We start from the raw sequence: 16,988 nt of genomic DNA, 5'->3' as shown, positions 1-16,988 counted from the left end.
ACTCCCCGTGAGGGCGCGGCAGTTACTTGGCGTCATCCAATAACGTATTATTCGGCTCGGAACCTTGACTCTTTTGCCACGGCCAGAATGCCGCATGCCGCATAATACGAGCCACGTGCTTCCTCCGCGCAAGCCACACGAAGAACCAGCCGAGCAGCAGTACGGCCAGTGCTGCTGCAATCGCTATGTTGCGAGCATCATGCACATCATTCGGTTCGGGAGCCGGCAGAGGAATTGCCACACGATGCCCGGAAACCAACAGACGATGAGTGTTCACGCCATACGGGGTGCAGGTCATTAACGTGACGCGATCCTCGCCCTTCACAATCTTGAGCTGTGACGTGTCATTAGGCAGAATCACGGAAATGCGATCGACCTTGTATCCCAGTGTTTGCCCCATAACCTCAATGTAAAAGAAGTCGCCCTTCTTTACCTCATCGAGTCGCGTGAACATCATGGCCTCAACGAGACCACGGTGACCCGTAATCACCGAATGGGTGGACTCGCCGCCCACAGGCAGCGAAGTGCCATACAAATGCCCGGCTCCGGATGCCAAGGCTTCCTCAGAGGTGCCATGGTAAATCGGCAGATTGATTGATTGCTTGGGTACTTTGATTGTGCCCATTACTTCGTCGCCAGTATTCAGCAGCTTCTGATATTCGGTGTCCTTCTTGGACGCGGAATCCTCTCCGCTGGCCTGCGAGCCACCTTGTGCTCCTGAGAACGGATCCACTGCTTCACCCAAAATAGGCTGGCCTGATTCCGCAAGCTTCTTGTTGTACTCATGAGCGGCTTTGAGCGCATCATCAGCTTGCGGGTATGGCCAGTTCGCTACGTTCTGGGCGCTGGTGGCCGCGGTTTTCGCAAGCTCCATACCGGATTGGAATTGCAGTGCCAGGGGGAAGCATGCCACGGCGAGTGCTGCAATAAGCAGCAGGATGGTAATCAGACGCATTATTAGAAGATTGCGCCTCAATCGGCGACGCTCAGCCGCTATATCAGCAGTATCCATCGCCTCATTGAATGAAGTGGGCGTGAACGTCTGCTGTTGCTGGTCTGCCTCGGTTCTGCTCGCGGTAGCCGCCTCACGCGTGTGCTGCATTGTGTGCTTATGCTGCAATGCCATCGCTGAGCCTCCCCTTGTATGTGCAGTCTGCTGCAGTCGTTCGCCACGTTACTCTGTGCCAAAGTCGTAGCGCAAACCCCGTAGCTCTCCGCAAATCTCGTACACACCCCCGATATTGCGTCTATAAACCCCCGAATAGATAGGGCTGTGTTGACCTTGCGACTGGCGCTTTGTTTAGCGGCCCATCAATTCAGTTGGCTGATTGCAATACCGAATGCCCCCGAAAGACACTGATTAAAGAATCGATATAGGGGGTAAATACGCTAGGAGGGTAAAACTGCAAATGCCCAGTATTCGATTGACTGAAACCCGGGCTCAGAGCATCGAGTGACAGAACATAACAAAAGGTCCGGTTGCGAGGTGCTGCAACCGGACCTTTGAGAGAAGGAGAGAGGAAGAAGAAAGGGGTTCAATTATAGTTGTGGGGTTTGCCGGCCGGCTGGCGTTTGCTGCGGTCAATCGCCTGCCTTCCGGGAGTGTGCCTCGCCGGTTCGCTGGGCCTGCGGTCCGCGATCCTTGTCGGATCGTTTTCCTTGGGCTTTGCTTGCCGGTAGTTCTTATATAAGCCGGCGAACCTGAGCGGCTTGATGCGTTTGTCTCAAAACCCCAGAGCAATCACCTGAAAGAATCTTGAGAATTGATTTCCTCAGTAGACTCCGTATTTTCGACTACTGCATAGAGCTACTGCACAGTACTACTGCACAGGGCAGCTGCACAGTGGTACTGGATGCAGGCTAGGCAGTAACGCTTACTGTGCAGTATTGCTTGGTGCTTGTGGAGTGGGAGGAACTGGCGCAGACAGCGACTGCTGCGGTGGCTGTGGCTGCGCATATTGTGCAGGTGCAGCATATGGTTGCTGGGTATATTGCTGAGCGTATTGTGGCGCAGCCGGATTGGGCTGCACGGGTGCGGCCTGCGCTTGAGCACGTGCCTGCGCAGCTTCTTGGGCTTCCTCTTCCTCAGCTTTCTTCTTGGTGAAGAAATATTGCGCTACGCCAATAACCAAGATGAGAACGATCCACAGCAATGCCTTCCCAAGCTCGTCGGAGAGCACGCCAAGAATCAGCAGCAGCACGCAAAGCCCGATGATAAAAGGCATCATCTTTTTGGTGCGGCGGAACCTGCCCCGGTAATTCATGCTCCAGTAGTTGAATGAATGATCCTTCTTGCCGGCCATCGTGGCCTCCTTGCTGCTGGGTGGTGCGTCGATTGCAACCTCCACGACGTACTTTAACGGTACGGCGCATGGGCGTGCTATGGAATACGACAAGCCGGGAAACTACGTAAGTTCATGCAGTATTCATGCTGCGTGCTGTCGCTCGTAGCGGCTTGGGATGTCTCTCGTGCCTCATTCCGGGGAATGCGCCGCGTAGTGGGTGCAATTACGCCGCATTCCGGGTATTGCGTCGCAAACGGTATGTTTCATGGTATGTTCCACGGCGCATTTCCCGGAATGCGGTGCGTGAGGGGTGGTTATGCGGCGCATTTCCCGGAATGCGGTGCGTGAGGGGTGGTTATGCGGCGCATTTCCCGGAATGTGGCGTGCGAGGGGCGGTTATGCGGCGCATTTCCCGGAATGCAGTGCGTGAGAGGTGGCTGTGCAGCACGTGAGAGGCGGCTGTGCAGCGTAAAACGTCCGCATGATGGGTGTGCGTCCATGTGGCAACGCTAACAATCCTTATAATCGTGCCGCTTACGTAGAATGAAGCGCAAAACCCGGGATGGTGAGCGGTACCGAAATATCGGATGAGCCTACCGTCCGCAGCCGAGAGAAGAACGAAGGACAACAGTGGCTCTCATCGTGCAGAAGTACGGCGGTTCGTCGGTCGCCGATACCGATTCGATCAAGCGTGTGGCCAAGCGCGTTGTTGAGACGGAGAAAAAAGGCAACAAGGTGGCCGTAGTGGTTTCCGCTATGGGCGACACCACTGACGACCTCATCGATCAGGCCTTGAGCATCGACTCCAATCCGCCTGAGCGCGAGATGGATATGCTCATGACCGCAGGTGAGCGTATCTCCATGAGCCTGCTCGCCATGGCCATTCACGCCGAAGGTAGCCGCGCGCACTCCTTTACCGGTCAGCAGGCTGGCTTCTTCACCGATGCTCGTTACGGTGCTGCCCACATCAAGTCGGTCAAGCCGGATCGTGTGAAGAACGCGCTTTCTCTGGGAGACATCGCCATTGTGGCAGGCTTCCAGGGCATCAACGCCAAGGGCGATGCCACTACGCTCGGCCGCGGTGGTTCGGATACTTCCGCAGTGGCTCTTGCTGTGGCTCTCGGCGCTGACATCTGCGAGATTTACACCGATGTGGATGGCATCTTCACCGCCGACCCGCGCATTGTGCCTGCCGCACGCCGCATTCCGGTAATCGATTACGATTCCATTCTCGAAATGGCGTCCTGCGGCTCCAAAGTGCTGGCACTGCGCTGCGTGGAATATGCTCAGCGATTCAACATGCCGCTGCACGTGCGCTCTTCGTTCTCGCATCGTCCGGGCACATTGGTGGTGCCGGAGGGTGTGGATCCTCGCACGCTGCCGAATATCGACTGAGTTCGGCCGATTGGTTGCATCGGCCTGCGGTCAATCATCACGATTCGCATAAGACCTAAGTAAACGTAACAACTGCAAACAAGACAAGGTAAGACATGACTGAAGAAGAAGCGAAGTCCATGGGAGAGCTGTTCCCCGATCTTGGCCCTGAGGCTCCGGTAATTTCCGGCATCGCCCACGACCGTTCTGAAGCGCTCGCCACTGTTCGTGGCGTGCCGAACGAGCCGGGTATGGCTGCCAAGGTGTTCACCGAGCTCGCCAGCGCTGGCGTGAACGTGGACATGATTGTGCAGGCTGGCGCATCTGTGGGAACTGCTGATATTTCCTTCACTGTTCCGGAGGCTGCGGTTAAGCAGGTGCAGGATACGCTGCTCGATAAGCAGGAGGAGCTGGGCTACCATTCCTTCGACATCAACACCAACGTGGGCAAGGTGGCCGTGGTGGGTGTCGGCATGAAGACCCACTCCGGTCTGGCCGCCAAGTTCTTCCGCGCGCTGAGTGCTAAGGACATCAACGTGCTGATGATCTCCACGTCCGAGATTCGTATCGCTGCTCTTGTGCCGCTTGATCAGCTCAACGAGGCTGTGAAGGCTCTGCACACTGCGTATGGCCTCGACGCCAAGCAGATTGAAGCCGTGGTGTACGGCGGCACCGGCCGCTGAGTTTGCACGGATATCCGGTTAACTTCACCTGCATATCCGCGGTACAGCATACGAAAGCCCTCCATATGGAGGGCTTTCTTGTAAAGCATTACTTCTTGGTGATGTAGCCGAGTGCCTTGAGCATTTCGGCGCATTCCAGAGCGCCGCCGGCGGCGCCGCGCAGGGTGTTGTGCGCGAGGCCCACGAACTTCCAGTCGAAGATGGAGTCCTCACGCAGACGGCCGATCGAGACGCCCATGCCGCCTTCGTAATCCACGTCCAGCTTGACCTGCGGGCGATCATCCTCGGTCAGGTACTGGATGAAATGCTTCGGCGCATGCGGCAAGCCCAGCTCGGCAGCCTGAGAAGTGTAGTTCACCAGACGGTCGATGAGCTCTTCCTTGGTGGCCTTCTTACCGAAGTTCAGGAACACGGTTGCGGTGTGGCCGTTGAGCACAGGCACGCGAATGCACTGTGAGGTGATCTTCAGCGGACCGTCAAACGGCACGATTTCGCCGAGTTCGGCATCCACGTGGCCGAACACCTTCAGCGGTTCCTTCTCGCTCTTGGCTTCCTCACCGGAAATGAACGGGATGATGTTACCCACCATCTCAGGCCAATCCTTGAACGTCTTACCTGCGCCGGAGATGGCCTGATACGTGCTCACCACCACTTCGCGCGGCTCAAATTCCTTCCAGGCAGCCAGGGCTGGCGTGTATGCCTGAATCGAGCAGTTCGGCTTGACGGCAATAAAGCCGCGGGTAGTGCCGAGACGCTTGCGCTGATGCTCGATCACCGCAAAATGCTCTGGGTTGATCTCCGGCACCACCATCGGCACATCCGGAGTCCAACGATGAGCGCTGTTGTTGGAGACCACAGGAGTCTCAGTCTTGGCGTAACGCTCTTCAATGGCGCGAATCTGATCCTTGGGCATGTTCACGGCGGAGAACATGAAATCAACGCCACCGGCAACCGCTTCGGCATCATCGCCGTCCACAACCACCATATGCTTGGCGTATTCTGGCATAGGCGTTTCCATCTTCCAACGGTCGCCCACGGCCTCTTCGTAGGTCTTACCGGCGCTGTGTGCGGAAGCGGCAAGGGTGACCACCTCAAACCACGGGTGATTCTCAAGCAACGTCACGAAACGCTGACCCACCATACCGGTGGCGCCAAGAATGCCGACCTTCAATTTTTCGGACATGATTACCTTCTGGGTCCAAGGAACAGGATTGATTCGCACGGCCGCGCAGTGTAGCTACGCAGTGCAACTAAGCAGTGCGGCTCCACAGTGCAGTCGGACACGGGTCAATATTGTACGGAATCTCAGCAGTTCCGGTGCCGTGTTTCCCATATGATGATGGCACCTGTGCCGCCACGTTGCTAGTCTGGTAGCCATGTCTATTGCATCAGTAGAGGCGCAAAAGCAGCTTGATCGTATCGTGGCTCTCGGCTACCCGGATGTGGCGGATATGTCTGCCGCCGCATTTCGTGCGCTGGCCCGCCCGCTTATTGGCGCACTCGAGCATTCTGATCTTGGCTCGAATATTCTGCTGGTGCCGACCCGCGAGCTGGTTTCGCCTGAATCGCTGATCGCTCGAACCTCCATCAATCGCATGGCCGGCTTTACCACGATGCCGCCGCGCGATATCGCCAGCTTCCTGCCCGTCAGCGGCTTCACTCCGCCTGAAGGCCCGTTCTATTTGGTGGTCGATCCGCACACTGGAACTTGCTATGTCAATCGTGAGCCGGATGTGGCTCGTAAGCTGCTTGATTCCGATGATCGCCTGCCGCTCACGCTCGAGGAGGGACTTGCCATCGCCACCCAGCATCCGGAATGGTTGATGGTCAAGAATGGCTTCAATCTGTTGGGCTCCCGTTCTGCAGATGGCCGCGTGCCGAGCATTTGGATGAGCCAGAATGCGCCGCGTCTCGGCGCTGTGTGGCCGAATTCTCGCCACACGTGGCTTGGTAACGCCTACTGCGCCGCCCGCCGCGGAGTCAGTCTCTTCCGTTAAAGAAAGCAAGGCCTGCTCATAAACCCTTGTGCTGCATAAGGTGCGCCTCTCCCAGAGATTAGACATCAGACGTCTGATGATAGTAGGATAGGTATGTCAAGGCACCAGCATTTCAAGGAGGAAACTAGCATGCCTTCATTTGTCGTGGGCGCGTATGCGTCGCTTCCTCAAGGGCGGGAAGCCCAAGAGGACTATTACAATCTGCTCGGCCGGCAGCCGTGGATTGCCGGTACCGAGCTACCGTTCCCCGGTGATTTTGCGGAAACCGCAGGCCGCATTTGGATGGCAGGTATTTTGCCTGCGCATTGGCGGGGCAATACCATCACCGTTATTCCCGGAACCATGCAGCACGTATGGAAAGACCCAAACTTCGGCCTCGCCAGCCCCAACGAAGATGGCCGAGCCGCAGCGCTCGCCATGCTGAAGAAAGTGCGGAATGCGCTCGCTGACTTCACGCAATGGCGCGGAAGCCAAGATGTGCGATTCGTCGAAGTGCACTCCGCCCCCACGGCGGCGGCCAGCAAGGACGCTATGGCCGCCTCACTGGAAGAGCTTATGCAGCTGGACTGGTCCGAGGCGTCGCTGGTTATCGAGCATTGCGATAAGTATGTGGAGGGTCAGAAGCCGGAAAAAGGATTCCTGCCCATCGAAGACGAAATCGAGCTATGCCGCGAGGCTGGTATTGGCTTGACCGTGAATTGGGGCAGGTCTGTGGTGGAGGGGCGCACTGCCGCTACCGCCGTTGATCATGTGCGCAAAGCCGCTCAGGCCGGCGTGCTGAGTGGTCTTATGTTCTCTGGGGCTGGTCCTGAGGAAACTCAGTATGGCTACGGTTGGATTGACGGGCATCTGCCGATGAGTCCGGACGAGCCTACCTCGCTGATGGATGCTGCTGCGATTGCGGATACTGTGCGCGCTGCTGGCGAGCAGGAAACTCCGCTCGACTATATGGGTGCCAAAGTGTGTGTGCCAAAGAATGCGACGCTTGAGGAAAGGCTCAGCTATCTGGAGCACATTTACGATGCGGTGGCTGATGCGACAGCCGAGACATCAGCCAAGGCGGGCGATGCATGAGCACATATCTATCGTTTGATATCGGCGGCACCAAAGTCGCCTCAGGATTTGTAACCTTACCGCAGCCGCTCAATGGCGAGCAAGAGCCGGTAGTAACGAATCGTTGTGAAATTCCAACTGAAGCATCGCGCGGTGGCGATGATCTCAAAGCTCGTATTGTGGCGCTCGCTGCTCAGCAGCTGGAGCGTGCATCTGCCGAAGGCATAGCAATCGCAGGCATTGGTATTGCGGCGGCTGGAGTGCCGGATAGCGAAACCGGCGTGATTGTCTCCGCCACTGATATTCTGCCCGGTTGGCGCGGCCAGCATATCTATGATGCGTTTGCTGAAATCACCGATCTGCCAGTGCGCATGATTGGTGATGTGGGCGCGCATGGTCTTGGCGAGGCGAGCTATGGCGCAGGCCGCAACAGTGACGTAGTGCTCTCAATCGGTGTGGGTACTGGCATCGGCGGGGCGATTGTGATGCATGGTGAACTATTCACCGGTGCACACGGTGTTGCCGGCCATGCTGGACATGTGCCAAGCGCGCTCGGGCAGGGATTCCTCTGCTCATGCGGCACTCGCGAAGGGCATATTGAACCGGTGGCATCCGGTACGGGATTGAAAGATCTCTACAACCACCGTTGTGAGGAACTCAGTGCAGCTGATAAGCCAGCGCCGGTTTCCAGTGGTGCTGAGGTGGCTTCGCGTGCCGCAGCGGGGGAGCAGCTGGCTTGCTCGGTGCTGGCCGACAGTGCTCATGCGCTCGGTGAATGCATCGGCGGCATGGGTAACCTTATCGATCCAGATGTGATTGTGATTTCCGGATCGGTGGTAAAGGCGGGAGCACTGTGGTGGGATGCGTTGCGCGCCGGATTTACGGATTCGGCATTGGCGTTGGTCAAGCCCACCCCGCTTGTCGAAGGCGAACTGGGCGGTGACGCGCCACTTATCGGAGCGGCCGCAGCCATAGACCGATATGTGCGAGCGAATCATATGGAACCGAGCAAGGCATAGGAATAAAAAGAGCAAAGGAGCAAGACTATGCATCAGGCAATCGAGCGTATTAAAGGCGGACTGGTGGTGAGCTGCCAGGCGTATCCCAATGAGCCGCTGCGTCACCCGGAAACAATGGCGCAGATGGCTATGGCTGCTGTGCAGGGCGGAGCGGTGGGCATCCGCTGCCAAGGCCTGGCTGATATCGCGGCTATCAAAGGGCAGGTAAGCGTGCCGGTTATCGGCATTTGGAAGGACGGCGAGGAAGGCGTGTACATTACGCCGACGTTGCGTCACGCCAGGTGCTGCGCTGCCGCCGGAGCGGATATTGTTGCTATTGATGCGACCGGCCGCCCGCGCCCAGATGGATTGACGTATGCGGATACTGTGCACGCGCTGCATGATGAGGGTGTGCTGGTGATGGCTGACTGCGGCAGCTTTGCTGATGCTGAACGCGCTGTTGAAGCCGGCACGGATATTATTTCCACCACGCTATCCGGGTATACGGGTGACCGTCCGAAAACCGATGGTCCGGATTTCGAACTGCTCGGCCAGATGATTGCGGCATTCCCTGAGGTTCCAGTGCTGTGCGAGGGCCGTATTCATACGCCTGCGCAACTGCATCAAGTGATGGAAGCCGGCGCATGGGCTGCCGTGGTAGGCACCGCAATCACTCATCCCACAAGTATTACTCGCTGGTTTGTGGCACAGCTCTGATTATCTATGCGATGAGCCAGCAAATTGTCTGATGTCTGATTTCAACACTCCGAGTTTGAAATCAGACATCAGACGTCTTATCATTAAGAAAGTTCGACGACGACGTCAAGGGTTCTCGACTGGACCTCCACCCGAGAGATCGGAATGGTGAGCAACCCACAATCACAAATCACATGACATAAGGAAAGGAACCGTCTCGGTTCGAACGATGGTCCGATATTCACTCAACGACGAGGAGAACACATGATCAGGAGAAATGGAAAGTTCAAGGCTGCCATGGCGGCAACCGTTGCGGGCCTCATGCTGCTCGCCGGATGCGGCGGTGGCGGTAGCACCCAAGGCGCGTCGAACACAGGCACATCAGTTGCTGACACCATTACGGCGCAAGTCGCATACGCAACCCGCGATTTCTCGCCATCCACCACATCCAGCGCACTCGCCATGGCCGGCAACTGGCACGTGACCGAACCGCTGTATGCACTCAACTACACGGATTATTCCGTATTCAACGCACTTGCAGCCGGTGAGCCGGAGCAGGTATCCGACACCGAATACGTGGTCACCCTGCGTGACGGAGCCAAGTTCTCCGATGGCACCGCAGTCACCGCCGACGATGTGGTTTCCTCCTACAAGCGCACCACCGCCGAAGGCAGCCTCTACATTTCCATGCTCGATTTCATCGATTCCGTGGAAGCCAAGTCGGACACTGAAGTGACCTTCAAGCTCACTCGTGCATTCCCGATGTTCAAGCAGCGCCTGGCACTCATCCAAATCGTTCCTTCCTCGATGAGCGATGAGGACCTCAAGGCACAGCCGATCGGTTCCGGCCCGTGGAAGTACACCGAGATCACCGATCAGCAGGTCAAGTTCGACAAGAACGACCAGTACAACGGCGACTACCCTGCTCAGGCAGCACACATGGTGTGGAACGTGTCCGTCGATGACACCGCCCGCGTCACCGCAATGCAGGCCGGCAAGGTCGATGTGATGGAAATGGTGCCCGCCAACGCCTTCAAGACCCTTGAAGCTTCCGGCTCCGAGCTTGAAACCGTCCAGGGCTTCAACCTGCCGTTCCTCATGTTCAACACCAAGAAGGCTCCGTTCGACAAGAAGGAAGTTCGCCAGGCAGTCTTCTACGCCATCGACACCCAGAAGCTCATCGACAACCAGATGTCTGGCCAGGCCACTGCAGCCACCAGCTTCCTGCCGGAGAACTTCTCGAACTACCACAAGGCCAGCAACGTCTACACCAAGAACGTGGAGAAGGCCAAGTCCCTGCTCAAGGAAGCCGGCGTCACCGGTGAGCTGAACTTCACTCTCTACACCACCGACCACTCCTGGATCACTCAGCTGGCTCCGCAGATCAAGAACGATCTGGCCGAGATTGGTATGAACGTGGACATCCAGTCCATGGCATCCTCCGCTCTCTACCCGAACATCACCGACAAGGCAGATGCCGACTTCTCCATGGTCCTCGCTCCTGGCGATCCGTCCGTGTTCGGCAACGACCCTGACCTGCTGATGAACTGGTGGTACGGCGACAACGCTTGGACCAAGACCCGTACCTTCTGGAACGGTTCCGAAGGCTACACCCAGCTCCACGAGCTGATGGATCAGGCTCTGGCAGCCTCCACCGACGATGAGCGCCAGGACTACTGGAACCAGTGCTTCGACCTGCTCAGCGAGGAAGTTCCGCTCTACCCGCTGTTCCACCGCCAGACGACCACTGCCTTCAAGAAGGGCGTGTTCAAGAGCGTCGACGCCATCGGTTCGACCGGCATCAACCTCGTGAACGCCAAGCTCAACGAGTAAGTAGCCGCCGAGCAATCGTCCACAATCCACAACTATCACAGGCCCTCCCGTCCGCAGCGGGACATCTGAACGTCCGCGCGGCGGGAGGGCCTTGCCATTCTTGCACCACCTGACAAGGGAGTCCCATTGAATAACCTGCTACGCCTTCTTGGCAGACGACTGATCGCCTTGCCGTTCATGGCATTCGGAGTGACCTTGCTGGTCTACTTCCTGATGTCTTTCTCTCAGTACGACCCCGCCGTCGCGGCCCTCGGTGAAAACGCCACCCCGCAGGCGCTCGCCCAGTACCGCCATGAGATGGGCTACGATCGCCCCTGGTGGGAACAGTTCTTCTCCTACCTCGGCGGCCTGCTGCGCGGCGACCTTGGCGTCTACGGCGTCAACAAGGATCCGGTGAGCGGCCGTATCGCCACCGCATTCCCCATCACTCTCCAGCTGACCTTCATCGGCTTGCTTATCGCCATCGTTTTCGCTGTTATCTTCGGCGTGCTGGCAGCCCTTTACCGTGACACTTGGGTTGACCAAGCCATTCGCGTTGTTTCCATCATCGCCATTGCCACCCCGTCCTTCTGGCTCGGCGTATTGCTTATCTACGTACTGCAGATCAAGATGGCTTGGCTGCCTGGCGCTGGCGATTTGCCCGCCTTCACCCAGGATCCGGCCGGGTATATGGCCCGTATGGCTATGCCTAGCTTCGCGCTCGGCCTGCCGGTGGCCGGCTCCCTCACCCGTATTATCCGTACCTCCATGGTTGAGGAGCTGGATAAGGACTATGTGCGCACCGCCATTGGTGCCGGTGTGCCCAAGGGTGTGGTCGTGGCCCGTAACGTCTTCCGCAACGCTCTTATCACCCCGGTCACCATGCTCGGTATGAAGATCGGTTACCTCATGGGTGGCGCTATCGTCATCGAGGTCATCTTCGCGCTGCCCGGCATGGGTACCGCAATGTTCGACGGTATTAACAACAACCAGCCGACCCTCGTGCAAGGTGTGGCATTGGTCGTGGCACTGGCCTTCATGGTGGTCAATGTGATCGTCGATCTGCTCTATGTCCTCATCAATCCTCGAATCAGGACGGTGTGACGATGTTCGGAAGCAACAACGCAACCCGCGAATTCAGCAAACCCAATACCAAAGTCAAAGTCAAGCGTTGGTCGAGCATGAGCATCGGCACACGCATCTCCGTTATCGTTATCGCGCTGCTCGCGTTGGCCGCCATCTTCGCGTCCGTCGTAACCCCGCATAACCCGACTGAGATCACCATGAGCTATCAGGCCCCAACCGGCGACCACTGGTTCGGCACTGATAACCTGGGCCGTGATGTGTTCTCCCGCGTTATTTATGGTGCACGGTACTCGCTGGTTATCGGCCTGAGCTCCATCGCATTCGCTTTGGTGGTCGGTTCCATCATCGGTGCCATTGCAGCAGTGTCGCGCACTTGGGTATCCGAAATCATCATGCGACTGATTGATGTCGTGATGTCTGTGCCGACCATTGCACTCGCTGCAGTGTTCGTCTCCATCCTCGGCCAGTCGATGATCGGCATCATCATCTCCATCGGTGTGCTGTACGTGCCTCAGGTGGCTCGTATTGTGCGAGCGAACATCATCAGCGAATATGGCAAGGACTATGTGCGTGCGGTCATCGTTTCCGGTGCTCGAGCTCCATGGATTCTCTTCAAGCACGTCACGCGCAATATCGCCGCCCCGGTGATGGTGTTCACCACGCTGTCCGTGGCTGACGCCATCGTCTTCGAGGCCTCCCTGTCGTTCATCAACGCAGGCATTCCGGAGCCGACTCCGACCTGGGGTAACATTCTGTCTTCCGCAAAGGCAGGCGTGCTCTACGGCTACTGGTGGCAGGCCATGTTCCCCGGCTTGGCAATCATGATTACCGTGCTGTGCCTGAACATCCTGTCCGAAGGCATCACCGACGCCATGGTGGCCGCTCCTACCGCCCCAATCAAGCAGACTGAGGAAGGCAAGGAACTGAGCCGCAAGGAGGATCGCCTGCTGGTGGATCCGGTGGCAGCATATGCTGCTCAGAAGGAAAGCCTCGACAAGCGTCTGGAACAGCTGCGTGAAGCAGAGCTCAAGCGCAAGGATCGCTTCATTCCGCTGTCCACCGCCAAGCCGGTTATCGAAGTGCGCGATCTGTGCATCAAGTTCCCGCGCCACGGCGACGTGAACGTGGTCGATCACCTGTCCTTCGCGGTGCGCGCTGGCCAGACCATGGGCCTGGTGGGCGAGTCCGGCTGCGGCAAGTCCATCACCTCGCTCGCCATCATGGGCTTGCTCGACCCGAGGGCAGAAATCAGCGGTGAAATCCTGTTTGACGGCAAGAACCTTGTTGGTATGAGCCCCAAGGAGCACAATGCTCTGCGTGGCCACGAAATCGCCATGGTGTACCAGGACGCACTCTCCAGCCTCAACCCATCTATGCTCATCAAGGCACAGATGAAGCAGCTGACCAAGCGCGGCGGCACTCGCACTGCCGAGGAACTGCTCGAACTGGTGGGTCTCGACCCGAAGCGCACGCTGGAATCCTATCCGCACGAGCTTTCCGGTGGCCAGCGCCAGCGCGTGCTCATCGCTATGGCCCTGACCCGCGACCCGAAGCTCATCATCGCCGACGAGCCAACCACCGCACTTGACGTGACCGTGCAGAAGCAGGTTATCGATCTGCTCAACGAGCTGCGTGAGAAGCTCGGCTTCGCGATGATCTTCGTCAGCCACGATCTGGCACTGGTGGCCAAGGTCGCCCACTCGGTGACCGTTATGTACGCCGGCCAGGTTGTTGAGCAGGCCTCCACCAAGGAGATCCTTACCGATCCTCGCCACGAGTACACTCGCGGCCTGCTCGGTTCCGTCACCTCCATCGAGGCCGGACAGGGTCGCCTCCACCAGGTTCCCGGCACCGTGCCTTCGCCGGCCGACTTCCCGAAGGGCGATCGCTTCGCACCGCGCTCCTCGCACCCGGACCGCGGACTCGACATCCACCCGGTGATGAAGCGCGTGCCTGGCACTCAGCACATGGTGGCCTGCCTACCTGATGATCCGGATCCAGCACCGGCACCAGCCTTCACCTATGACTGGTTCGCGCCCACGCCAGAAGTGGCCGCTCAGGAGGCTGCGGAAGCCCTGAAGGGAGCACAGCGATGAACAACACAACCAACAACAACGAAACCCCAATCATCGAATTGCGGGACGCCGAAGTTGTGTTCACCACACGCGCCGGAACACTCTTCCACCCGAAGAAAGTGACGGCGGTTAACAAGGTGAACCTGAAGCTCATGCCCGGGCGCACGATCGGCATTGTGGGCGAGTCCGGCTGCGGCAAGTCCACCACGGCCAACGTGATGTGCGGCTTGCAAACCGTTACCGGTGGTCACGTGTTCTTCAAGGGGCAGGATGTGACCAAGCGCACTGCCAAGGAACGCATGGATATCGGCCGCGTGGTCTCCGTGGTGTTCCAGGATCCGGCCACTGCATTGAACGCTCGCATGAGCGTGCAGGACCAGCTCATGGATCCGCTCGTCGTGCATAAGCTCGGCAATGCGGCAGAGCGTCGCAAGCGCGCATATGAGCTCATCGACATGGTCGGTCTGCCGAAGTCTGCGCTGAACGCGTTGCCTGGTCAGCTGTCCGGCGGCCAGCGTCAGCGTGTGGCTATCGCCCGTGCACTATCGCTCAATCCTGATGCGATTATTGCTGACGAGCCGACTTCCGCACTGGATGTGTCTGTGCGTGCACAGATTCTCAACCTGCTGTCTGATCTGAAGAAGTCACTTGGCTTGTCGATGGTGTTCATCAGCCACGACATCCAAACGGTCCGCTATGTTTCCGACGAAATTGTCGTAATGAATCACGGCACCATCGTCGAGCATGGCGAAGCCAAGGATGTGCTGAATAATCCGCAGGATGATTACACGAAACTGTTGCTGGGCGCAGCGCCGTCGCTGTTGCATCCAACGCCAGAAGAGTGCATCTGATCGATAGTCCACTACCAGAACTTTCAACAATAAGGAAACATCACTATGAACACCACTTTCCGCGGCGTGATTCCACCGGTCGTGACCCCATTGACCGCAGACCGCCAGCTCGACCGCGTCAGCTTCAAACGCTCCATTGATAGGCTTGTTGACGCTGGTGTGAACGGCCTGTTCTTCCTCGGTTCTTCCGGCGAAGTGGCCTTCAGCACCGACGCTCGCCGTCGTGAGATCATCGAAGCTGCCATCGAATTCACCGCCGGCCGTGTGCCAGTACTGATTGGCTGCATCGATACGGAAACCGAGCGCGTTATTGAGCATGCCAAGGTAGCTGCCGAACTCGGCGCCGATGCCATTGTTGCTACCGCACCGTTCTATGCGCTTGGTGGTCTACCGGAAATCGAGAACCATTTCCGACTGATTCACGAAGCTGTGGATCTGCCACTGTTCGCCTACGATATTCCGGTCTGCGTGCACGTGAAGCTGCCCGGCGATCTGCTGATTCGTCTCGGCCTTGACGGTGTGCTCACCGGTGTGAAGGATTCCTCCAACGACGACGTGTCCTTCCGCTTCCTGTGCGACGCCAATCGCAAGGCCGGCCATCCGCTGGTGCTGCTCACCGGCCAAGAAGTCGTGGTGGACGGCGCTTACATGGCCGGTGCAGACGGCAGCGTGCCTGGCCTGGGCAACGTGGAATGCACGGGCTATGTGCGCATGTGGCAGGCCTACGAATCCGGCGATTGGGCCACCGTGCGCACCGAGCAAGACAAGCTCGCCGCTCTGATGAACATTGTGAACGTGACCTCCGGCGTCTCCGGATTCGGAGCCGGCGTGGGTGCGTTCAAGACCGCTATGGCACTGCTTGGCGTGTTTGAAACTAATCAGATGCCCAACCCGGTACGCGCGCTGACCGGCGCGAACGTGGAGGCTGTGGCCTCGGTGCTGCGCGAATGCGGTCTGGAACCGGTGCGCACTGCCGAGGAAGTCAGCGCTTCCACTGCGGTCTGATTTGGTCTGATGTGATTTGGGTCTGATGTAATCGGACCCAAATCACAACCTCTCGCGAATCTATTTCTAACTTCATCTCGTCTCTTCTTTTTCCTCCTCCTTAACGAATGCGGGGCGAATCACTCGGAAAAAATTCCGGTGATTCGCCCCGCATTCGTTGTATTGAAGTGAGGATTGGCGAAGAGCCGATTACTCGTTGCCGTCGAGGATTCGCTGCTTCAGAATGGATTCGATTGGCTCGTAATGATCGATGACAGCGCGGCGGTATGCCTCAACATCGCCGGCCAGCGCTGCGTCGAGCATGCGACGGTGGGCTGATGCGGTGCGGTCAAGTTCGCTGGATACTGGCAGTCCGAGCTGGGGGAGTACCGCCATATGAACCAGCCACAATGAACGGACCATCTGCTTGACAATGGTGTTGTCCAATGAGTCGAGAATGCCCATATGGAAGTCAATGTCGAGCGCTAGGAACGTTTTGCCACCTTTGGCCGTTGCGGTCATGGAGTCGGCGAGTTCCATAAGATGCGGTTGTTCGGTGTTCGCCAGCGACGCCACCACTTCGTCGGCGCAGCCAAGGTCGAGGAATCGCCTCAATTGCACCACATCCTGCAGATCAGCGAAATTCTTGCCTACGGACACCATGGAACGGAAGGCCAGTGTTTCCACCATCGGGTCCAAAGACAGTGACCCGACAAAGGTACCTTTGCCGTGTTCCACTTTGACGATGTTCAGAGCTTCAAGCTTGCGTACGGCCTCGCGCACTGAAGAGCGAGAAGCGCCAATGGTATCGCACAGTTGCGCTTCGGTGGGAAGCACGTCACCAGGCTGCAGGTGCTCGTGCAGAATATAGGATTTGATGGCGTCCATCGTCTCATCGCAACGGCTGCGCTGAGAGATAGCGGATGTGCCGCCCTGTAGTGATAGTCGAGCCAACAACGCCAGCTCTTGCTGGGTATAGGTATATTCCTCCGGGGCCTCGCCATTCTGCGGCTGGGCCGACTCCCCGGTCTGGTTCGGCGTCTCAAGTGCGGCCGGACCGGATGGGTTGCTCATGATACGCTCCTTGTCGTGTT

Annotated in this window: 15 protein-coding genes; 11 read left to right on the top strand and 4 right to left on the bottom strand. The window is 57.8% G+C overall.

Annotation, left to right across the window (positions count from 1 at the left end; all coding sequences use genetic code 11):
• Nucleotides 1-22: 22 nt before the first annotated feature.
• Nucleotides 23-1,126: a class C sortase gene (locus Tam1G_RS03055; protein ID WP_051917362.1), complete on the bottom strand. Its 1,104-nt coding sequence runs from the start codon at nucleotides 1,124-1,126 to the stop codon at nucleotides 23-25.
• Nucleotides 1,127-1,874: 748 nt separating this feature from the next.
• On the bottom strand, nucleotides 1,875-2,303 hold the full coding sequence (locus tag Tam1G_RS03050; protein ID WP_033890742.1) for a hypothetical protein: 429 nt from the start codon (nucleotides 2,301-2,303) through the stop codon (nucleotides 1,875-1,877).
• A gap of 612 nt (nucleotides 2,304-2,915) precedes the next feature.
• Between Tam1G_RS03050 and Tam1G_RS03045 the strand changes: the two genes are divergently transcribed.
• Complete coding sequence (locus Tam1G_RS03045; RefSeq protein ID WP_051917361.1) at nucleotides 2,916-3,680, top strand: aspartate kinase; 765 nt, start codon at nucleotides 2,916-2,918, stop codon at nucleotides 3,678-3,680.
• A 95-nt stretch (nucleotides 3,681-3,775) separates the two neighbouring features.
• Complete coding sequence (locus Tam1G_RS03040) at nucleotides 3,776-4,342, top strand: ACT domain-containing protein (protein ID WP_033890741.1); 567 nt, start codon at nucleotides 3,776-3,778, stop codon at nucleotides 4,340-4,342.
• Nucleotides 4,343-4,430: 88 nt separating this feature from the next.
• On the opposite strand, the gene asd is transcribed toward Tam1G_RS03040, so the two are convergent.
• Entirely contained in the window at nucleotides 4,431-5,525 is a 1,095-nt protein-coding gene (asd, locus tag Tam1G_RS03035; protein ID WP_033890740.1) for an aspartate-semialdehyde dehydrogenase, read from the bottom strand.
• A gap of 193 nt (nucleotides 5,526-5,718) precedes the next feature.
• Between asd and Tam1G_RS03030 the strand changes: the two genes are divergently transcribed.
• The 9 genes from Tam1G_RS03030 to Tam1G_RS02990 all read left to right on the top strand — a co-directional run bounded on the left by Tam1G_RS03030 (nucleotide 5,719) and on the right by Tam1G_RS02990 (nucleotide 15,915).
• Entirely contained in the window at nucleotides 5,719-6,339 is a 621-nt protein-coding gene (locus tag Tam1G_RS03030; RefSeq protein ID WP_033890739.1) for a DUF5701 family protein, read from the top strand.
• Nucleotides 6,340-6,468: 129 nt separating this feature from the next.
• Nucleotides 6,469-7,413 (top strand): DUF4862 family protein, encoded by a 945-nt coding sequence (locus Tam1G_RS03025; protein WP_033890738.1) that lies wholly within the window; start codon nucleotides 6,469-6,471, stop codon nucleotides 7,411-7,413.
• Complete coding sequence (locus Tam1G_RS03020) at nucleotides 7,410-8,411, top strand: ROK family protein (protein ID WP_033890736.1); 1,002 nt, start codon at nucleotides 7,410-7,412, stop codon at nucleotides 8,409-8,411. Before Tam1G_RS03025 ends, Tam1G_RS03020 begins: the two co-directional genes overlap by 4 nt.
• Before the next feature lie 27 nt (nucleotides 8,412-8,438).
• The gene (locus tag Tam1G_RS03015; RefSeq protein WP_033890735.1) at nucleotides 8,439-9,107 is read left to right on the top strand and encodes an N-acetylmannosamine-6-phosphate 2-epimerase; all 669 of its coding nucleotides are present in this window, start codon (nucleotides 8,439-8,441) and stop codon (nucleotides 9,105-9,107) included.
• Nucleotides 9,108-9,350: 243 nt separating this feature from the next.
• Complete coding sequence (locus tag Tam1G_RS03010; RefSeq protein ID WP_033890734.1) at nucleotides 9,351-10,919, top strand: ABC transporter substrate-binding protein; 1,569 nt, start codon at nucleotides 9,351-9,353, stop codon at nucleotides 10,917-10,919.
• 126 nt (nucleotides 10,920-11,045) lie between these two features.
• Nucleotides 11,046-12,002, top strand: coding sequence for an ABC transporter permease (locus tag Tam1G_RS03005; RefSeq protein WP_101625418.1), 957 nt, complete (start codon nucleotides 11,046-11,048; stop codon nucleotides 12,000-12,002).
• Between the two features lie 2 nt (nucleotides 12,003-12,004).
• The gene (locus tag Tam1G_RS03000; RefSeq protein ID WP_081890033.1) at nucleotides 12,005-14,080 is read left to right on the top strand and encodes a dipeptide/oligopeptide/nickel ABC transporter permease/ATP-binding protein; all 2,076 of its coding nucleotides are present in this window, start codon (nucleotides 12,005-12,007) and stop codon (nucleotides 14,078-14,080) included.
• Nucleotides 14,077-14,910: an ABC transporter ATP-binding protein gene (locus Tam1G_RS02995; RefSeq protein WP_033890733.1), complete on the top strand. Its 834-nt coding sequence runs from the start codon at nucleotides 14,077-14,079 to the stop codon at nucleotides 14,908-14,910. Before Tam1G_RS03000 ends, Tam1G_RS02995 begins: the two co-directional genes overlap by 4 nt.
• Nucleotides 14,911-14,955: 45 nt before the next feature.
• The gene (locus tag Tam1G_RS02990; protein WP_033890732.1) at nucleotides 14,956-15,915 is read left to right on the top strand and encodes a dihydrodipicolinate synthase family protein; all 960 of its coding nucleotides are present in this window, start codon (nucleotides 14,956-14,958) and stop codon (nucleotides 15,913-15,915) included.
• A 189-nt stretch (nucleotides 15,916-16,104) separates the two neighbouring features.
• Here Tam1G_RS02990 and Tam1G_RS02985 read toward each other — a convergent pair whose 3' ends face one another.
• Nucleotides 16,105-16,968, bottom strand: a complete 864-nt coding sequence (locus Tam1G_RS02985) for a FadR/GntR family transcriptional regulator (protein WP_081890032.1) — start codon at nucleotides 16,966-16,968, stop codon at nucleotides 16,105-16,107.
• Nucleotides 16,969-16,988 lie beyond the last annotated feature (20 nt).

Origin of the sequence: Bifidobacterium imperatoris (assembly GCF_002860405.1) — a bacterium.
In the GTDB taxonomy this organism is placed as follows: Bacteria; Actinomycetota; Actinomycetes; order Actinomycetales; family Bifidobacteriaceae; genus Bifidobacterium; species Bifidobacterium imperatoris.
Note: the sequence above shows the minus strand (reverse complement) of the source record. Positions and strands in the feature narration are given on the sequence as shown.

Coding starts and splice junctions, on each gene's coding strand:
- Tam1G_RS03055 (WP_051917362.1), bottom strand. CDS start 1,126: ATGGCATTGCAGCATAAGCACACAATGCAGCACACGCGTGAGGCGGCT.
- Tam1G_RS03050 (WP_033890742.1), bottom strand. CDS start 2,303: ATGGCCGGCAAGAAGGATCATTCATTCAACTACTGGAGCATGAATTAC.
- Tam1G_RS03040 (WP_033890741.1), top strand. CDS start 3,776: ATGACTGAAGAAGAAGCGAAGTCCATGGGAGAGCTGTTCCCCGATCTT.
- asd (WP_033890740.1), bottom strand. CDS start 5,525: ATGTCCGAAAAATTGAAGGTCGGCATTCTTGGCGCCACCGGTATGGTG.
- Tam1G_RS03030 (WP_033890739.1), top strand. CDS start 5,719: ATGTCTATTGCATCAGTAGAGGCGCAAAAGCAGCTTGATCGTATCGTG.
- Tam1G_RS03025 (WP_033890738.1), top strand. CDS start 6,469: ATGCCTTCATTTGTCGTGGGCGCGTATGCGTCGCTTCCTCAAGGGCGG.
- Tam1G_RS03020 (WP_033890736.1), top strand. CDS start 7,410: ATGAGCACATATCTATCGTTTGATATCGGCGGCACCAAAGTCGCCTCA.
- Tam1G_RS03015 (WP_033890735.1), top strand. CDS start 8,439: ATGCATCAGGCAATCGAGCGTATTAAAGGCGGACTGGTGGTGAGCTGC.
- Tam1G_RS03010 (WP_033890734.1), top strand. CDS start 9,351: ATGATCAGGAGAAATGGAAAGTTCAAGGCTGCCATGGCGGCAACCGTT.
- Tam1G_RS03000 (WP_081890033.1), top strand. CDS start 12,005: ATGTTCGGAAGCAACAACGCAACCCGCGAATTCAGCAAACCCAATACC.
- Tam1G_RS02995 (WP_033890733.1), top strand. CDS start 14,077: ATGAACAACACAACCAACAACAACGAAACCCCAATCATCGAATTGCGG.
- Tam1G_RS02990 (WP_033890732.1), top strand. CDS start 14,956: ATGAACACCACTTTCCGCGGCGTGATTCCACCGGTCGTGACCCCATTG.
- Tam1G_RS02985 (WP_081890032.1), bottom strand. CDS start 16,968: ATGAGCAACCCATCCGGTCCGGCCGCACTTGAGACGCCGAACCAGACC.